The 6206-nt window shown below is 29.7% G+C and carries 6 protein-coding genes and 1 pseudogene; 6 read left to right on the forward strand and 1 reads right to left on the reverse strand.

The window, feature by feature from the left end:
* Positions 1-187 precede the first annotated feature (187 nt).
* Positions 188-747 (reverse strand): annotated as a pseudogene (locus BUB63_RS12515) (nitroreductase family protein).
* Positions 748-899: 152 nt separating this feature from the next.
* Between BUB63_RS12515 and BUB63_RS12520 the strand changes: the two are divergent.
* From BUB63_RS12520 to BUB63_RS12545, 6 genes are all read left to right on the forward strand, one after another.
* Positions 900-1214: a winged helix-turn-helix transcriptional regulator gene (locus BUB63_RS12520; protein ID WP_073250268.1), complete on the forward strand. Its 315-nt coding sequence runs from the start codon at positions 900-902 to the stop codon at positions 1212-1214.
* A 240-nt stretch (positions 1215-1454) separates the two neighbouring features.
* Positions 1455-2009 carry a uracil-DNA glycosylase gene (locus BUB63_RS12525; RefSeq protein ID WP_073250271.1) on the forward strand — a complete coding sequence of 185 codons (555 nt, stop codon included), beginning with the start codon at positions 1455-1457 and terminating at the stop codon, positions 2007-2009.
* 31 nt (positions 2010-2040) lie between these two features.
* Positions 2041-2262 (forward strand): DUF3892 domain-containing protein, encoded by a 222-nt coding sequence (locus tag BUB63_RS12530; RefSeq protein ID WP_035166650.1) that lies wholly within the window; start codon positions 2041-2043, stop codon positions 2260-2262.
* Positions 2263-2389: 127 nt separating this feature from the next.
* Positions 2390-2962, forward strand: coding sequence for a uracil-DNA glycosylase (locus BUB63_RS12535; protein WP_073250274.1), 573 nt, complete (start codon positions 2390-2392; stop codon positions 2960-2962).
* Between the two features lie 13 nt (positions 2963-2975).
* On the forward strand, positions 2976-4340 hold the full coding sequence (gene murD, locus BUB63_RS12540) for a UDP-N-acetylmuramoyl-L-alanine--D-glutamate ligase (RefSeq protein ID WP_073250277.1): 1365 nt from the start codon (positions 2976-2978) through the stop codon (positions 4338-4340).
* A gap of 120 nt (positions 4341-4460) precedes the next feature.
* Positions 4461-5822, forward strand: coding sequence for a sodium-dependent transporter (locus BUB63_RS12545; RefSeq protein ID WP_073250280.1), 1362 nt, complete (start codon positions 4461-4463; stop codon positions 5820-5822).
* The last annotated feature ends 384 nt before the right edge of the window (positions 5823-6206 follow it).

A 6206-nucleotide genomic window follows, 5' to 3' on the forward strand; every position in this document is an offset into this window, starting at 1 on the left:
TGAGTACCTGTACGCATTCAAGAAAGGTCGGTTAAGCTCCGCAGGGCCGATGGTACTGCACCGCATGGTGTGGGAGAGTAGGTCGCTTAAAGATTTGTTTTTTATAAATAGAAAGGATAGGCATTCAGATAGAATGCCTGTCCTTCTTGTTATATATAATAAAAAAAGACTGAGGATTATCTCAGTCTTATCTTATATATTGTACAGTACCTTCACGTCTTGCAGGAGCATTTATAGCTTTTGTATCTTTATATCCAAGTGCAATAGCATAATAAGGTGTAAATCCTTCTGGTATATTTAATTTCTTTTTATATTTTTCTGCCTTAGGACCGTTGAATAAGAATGATATAAACCCATTCCAACAAGAACCGATATTTAAAGATTCAGCAGCTTTAACATATTTTCAGTTGCAGCAGCACAGTCAACCTGAGGCATCATAGCACTATCCATTCCAGATACAATTATAAGAGTAGGAGCTCCATAGAATACATCAAGTTTTTCGTTGTTAGCCATTTTTTGAATTACTTCATCATTAAATCCTTTAGCTGCTTCTTTAGATTCTCTATTTAATTCTTTTATAAGTTCAGAATTTTGTATAACAGTAAAATTCCAAGATTGTTGATTGTGAGCACTTGGTGCATAAAGTCCTGCTTCAATTATTGCTTGAAGTTCTTCATTTTTTATTTGTTCACTCTTAAATTTTCTTGTTGTTCTTCTTGATTTGATTACTTTTAAAGTTTCATTAATCATATTATACCTCCAAATATTAATGAATTTTTATTATAATATGTTATTTACAGCTATGTTCGAACATATTATACTTAAATTATAAAATATATATAAAAAAAATAAAGTATGCACTTAAAAGTAATATACTATCAAAAAGGAGAGTATTATTTATGCATCAAGAGAAAACTTATAATTGTCCTGTTGAATATACTCTAAGCATAATTGGTGGCAAATGGAAGACGGTAATTTTGTGGCACCTCTCAAATAATGAAGTCTTAAGATATGGAGAGTTAAAGAGACTTGTAAATGGTATAACACATAAAACATTAAGCAATCAATTAAAAGAATTAGAGGCAGATGGCTTAATAAATAGAAAGGAATATTATCAAATTCCACCTAAGGTAGAGTATTCTTTAACTGAAAAGGGAAAGGGACTAATGCCTATTTTAAAGGCTCCTTGTGAGTGGGGTTCAAAAAATATGTAAAAAAAGAGCCAGGGGGTCTCCTGGCTAGGGTCAGTTAATAGGGTTCAATCATGGGGATATGTTATATGAAAGGGTCTTTTCGCTATTCATTACAATATAAATATAACACATTTATATTTAAAGTGCAACATATTTAATAAAAAATAATAAAAATATTAATTAACAAACAAGATATTATGCTATATATTCTGTTATATAATACATTAATACATTATATAACAAAAAACAGGGGTAGATTATATGAGTAATATAGATGAATTAAAGTTATATGTGAATAACTGTAATAGATGTAGGCTATCACAAAGAAGAAAAAATGTTGTATTTGGTGAGGGTAATTTGAATGCAAAGCTTATGTTAATAGGTGAAGGACCGGGTGAGGAGGAAGATAATACAGGTAGACCTTTTGTAGGAAAAGCTGGTAAACTATTAGATAAGATGCTTGAGACAATTAATATAAAGAGGGAAGAGGTATATATAGCAAATATAGTTAAATGTAGGCCTCCTAATAATAGGATTCCCTTTGAAGATGAAGCAAGGTCTTGCATAGTATATTTAAGAAAGCAGGTAGCAATAGTAAAACCTAAAATAATTGTGTGTTTAGGTTCAACTGCAGCAAGATATGTTATAAATGAAAATATAAAGATAACTAAGGATAGAGGAATATGGTATAAAAAAGGTGATTTTTATATTATTGCAACTTTTCATCCAGCAGCTCTTTTAAGAGATGAAAATAAAAAGAAATTAGCGTGGGAGGATTTAAAAAAGATTAAGGCAATGTATGAAACCCTTTCGTAGGTGAAAAAATAACTAAAAAGGAGGGGTTATAATGAGAATTACTGGAGTAAAACACGACAAAAATGGAGAGATAATTTCTTATAGATTAAGTACAGGTCAAATAATTTCAAAGGGAGAAGGTATAAAACTTGCAGAACAAGGACAGATTGAGGGTGTTACTGTTGGTGTATCTAAAACTGGAGAAAAATTTTTAAGAAGTTTGCCAGATGGTGATAGCAGTAATAATTTAGATAATTTGCCTGAAATAATGTAAAACTTGATGTACTTATTACAGAGAATAATAAATCACAATTGAAAAATAATATATTAAAAAGTCCTCTATAAAAAATAGAGGACTTTTTTTACAAAGAATAGTAAAATATATAAGAAGGAGTGATAATATGGATTTAAATACTGTATATGAACAATATCGTGATAGAATAAGAGATATATATGGAGAGGATGTAAAGATAGTTTATGGTGTTGGAAATATAGATGCAGAAATTATGCTAATAGGTGAGGCACCAGGAAGATTTGAAGAAGAACAGGGCAAGCCTTTTGTAGGTCAAGCAGGGAAAAATTTAGATGAGTTTATAAATATATTAGAAATAAAAAGAGAAGATTTATTTATAACAAATGTGGTAAAAATAAGACCTTATAAAATAAATGAAAAGACAGGAAGAAAGGTAAATAGGGCACCAAATAAGAAAGAAATAGAATTATCTTTAGATACTTTATTAAAGGAGATAGAAATTGTATCGCCAAAAATAATTGTAACTCTTGGCAATACTCCTCTTAAGGCATTGTTAGGGGATATAAAAATTGGAGATGTACACGGGAAAGTTATAGAGTATAATGGAAGATTTTTATATCCATTGTATCATCCTGCGAGTATAATATATAATAGAGCTTTGTATGATGTTTACATAGAAGATTTAAAAAACTTGAAGAAATATATTAAAAGCAATAATTAGGGAGGCGTTTTAATTGGCATATTCATTTGATGAATTTAAAAAATTTGTGTTTAAGAAAAAGGTTGCAATAGTTGGAGCTGGTGTAAGTAACACTCCTCTTATTCAAATGATGTTAGATTTAGGTGCAGATGTAGTTGTGTGCGACAAAAAAACAAGTTTAGGTGAATATGAAGAAGAATTGGAAAAGAAAAATGTTAAACTTTATTTAGGTGAAAATTATTTAGAGGGGACAAAAGAAGCAGATATTATATTTAGAACACCGTCTTTAATGCCTACAAACCCTTATATAAAAGAAGCACTTGATAGAGGTGCTTATGTTACTTCAGAGATGGGAGAATTTTTAAAATACTGTAAAGGCAAGGTTATAGGTATTACAGGAAGTGATGGCAAGACAACTACAACAACCCTTGTTTATGAAATGCTAAAAAAACAAGGATATAATGTGTTTTTAGGAGGAAATATAGGTAATCCTTTATTTCATAGAATTGAAGAAATAAAGGAGAATGATTTTGTTGTATTAGAACTCTCAAGTTTCCAGCTAATTGATGCAAAGTTTTCTCCCAAGGTATCAATTATAACAAATATAACGCCTAATCATTTAGATATTCATAAGGATATGCAGGAGTATATTGAATCTAAGAAAAATATATTTTTACATCAAGAAGAAGGTGGAGTTGTTGTTTTAAACAAAGATAATGAAATAACAAGAAAAATTGCAGAGGAAACGGATAAAAATGTAAGATTATTTTCAAGAAAAGAAAAGGCATTTTCATATTTAGAAGAGGATAATCTAATAATAGATAATAATATTGTATGTCATATTGATGAAGTAAAGCTACCAGGTATGCATAATATAGAAAACTTACTTGCAGCTTTTGCAGCTGTATATGACTTTGTTTCTATAGATACTATGAGATATGTGGCAATGAATTTTTCAGGAGTAGAACATAGAATAGAGTTTGTAAGAGAAGTAAATGGAATAAAGTTTTATAATGATTCAATCGCATCAAGTCCAGCAAGAACATTAGCAGGTTTAAAATCCTTTAAACAAAAGGTTATATTGATTGCAGGTGGATATGATAAAAACATACCATTTGAGCCATTAGCAGAGGAAGGAATAGATTATATTAAGTGTTTGGTTTTACTTGGAAAGACAAAGGATAAAATAAAGAATGCGTTTTTAAAAGTTATGGAGGAAAGAAATATAGAGATACCAATAGTGATTGCAGATAGTTTAGAAGATGCAGTGTTGAAGGCTTATAATGCAGCAGAAAAGGGAGATATCATAACTTTATCGCCTGCATGTGCTAGTTTTGATATGTTTAAAAATTTTGAGGAAAGAGGTCGAATTTTCAAAGAAATTGTAAATAAAATTTGATTGACTATAACTTGCATTTTTTATACAATTATAAACAATAATATAAAGCACCCATAAGCTGTTGGGTGCTTTATATTATAACGAAAGTTTAACAATTTAAATTATTAAAGGGGGATTATTATGGAAAACAAAAAAAGAGAGACGTTTTCATCGGGACTTGCAGTTTTCTTTGCAACATTAGGTTCAGCAGTAGGTTTAGGTAATATATGGAGATTCCCATATATTACTGGTATGAATGGTGGAGGTGGATTTTTATTCATCTACATATTGTGTATACTATTTGTTGGTATACCTATAATGATAAGTGAATTCTATATTGGAAGAAAAACAAGAGCCAATGCTGTAGGAGCTTTTAGAAAATTAAATAAAGAGAATTTTAAATTTATAGGACTTATGGGTGTATTATCATCTTTTTTAATTATGTTCTTTTATAGTGGAGTTGCAGGATGGGTTTATTCATATGTTTTTAAAAGTTTAATTGGTAAATTCAACGGAGTAACTCCTGAACAGGCAAATGAAATATTTACTTCAACAATATCAAACTATGGTATGGCATATTTATGGCAAGTTATTGTTATGGTTGTAGTATCAACAATCCTGATAATGGGAGTTAAGAATGGAATAGAAAAAGTTACTAAAACATTGATGCCTCTTCTATTTATATTGATAATAATAATGGATATAAGAGCCTTAACATTAACAGATTCTTTTGAAGGAGTAAAATTCCTATTTAAGGTTGATTTTTCAAAGGTTACACAAGCAAGCATACTAATTGCATTAGGGTTAGCCTTCTTTAAGTTATCGATAGGTATGGGAACAATGATTACGTATGGTAGTTATTTTACAGAAGATAATGATATGCCACAAACTGCATTTAAGGTTGCCTTTTCAGATCTTTTAGTATCATTACTTGCGGGACTTGCTATATTCCCTGCTGTATTTAGTTTTAAGATGGAACCTGCTGCAGGACCAGGACTTTTATTTATGACAATACCTTTAGTATTTTCAAAGATGCCGCTTGGTAGAGTGTTACTTACATTGTTTTTCCTTTTAACTTCTTTTGCAGCTACAACAGCTATGATTTCATTGGTTGAGGTTCCTGTTGCTTATTTATCGGAGGAAATGAAAATAGATAGAAAAAAGGCAGTTTTATTAACAGCGGTTATAATACTTGTGTTTGGATTTTTAGCAACAGCATCAATAGCTGGTGGTAATGCGATAGCTGAAATTAAAGCCTTTGGAAAGAATTTCTTTGATCTATTTGACTTTGTATCAAGTAATATATTACTACCACTTGGTGGATTATTTATAACTATATTTATAGGATATTTTATTGATAGAGATGATATAGTAAATGAATTGAGTAATGGAGGAAAGATAAGCAACCAAGCAATATTAACAGCATTTTTAATATTAATAAGATATATTTCTCCTCTATTAGTTGTTATTATATTCTTAAATTCACTGGGTGTGTTTAAATAAAAAGGGAATCGTTAAAAATTTAGGTGCCATTAGGCTGCTTTAAGTAGTTTAAGGCACCTATTTTATTTGAAATGATTTTATCTAAAATATTGATTTATCTATGAATATATTATGCAACGGGACTTGGTGTATCATAATGAATAATAAAGAGAAATTAATAAAAAAATAGAGAAATAACGTGATAATTTATAATAATTATGATTAATAAATATGATATAAATAAGGTTGAATGATAATATATAAAAGTCGCTTGAAGCGAGCGACAGAAAGAAATAAAAACACCGAAAAAAAGGTGTTGACAAGATAAAAAAGACGTGATAATATAAATAAGCGTCAACGGTCCTTGAAAACTGAACAGCGAGAGCGAACGTACCAAATAAGAAG

Source organism: Caloramator proteoclasticus DSM 10124, from assembly GCF_900129265.1.
Taxonomy (GTDB): Bacteria; Bacillota; Clostridia; order Clostridiales; family Caloramatoraceae; genus Thermobrachium; species Thermobrachium proteoclasticum.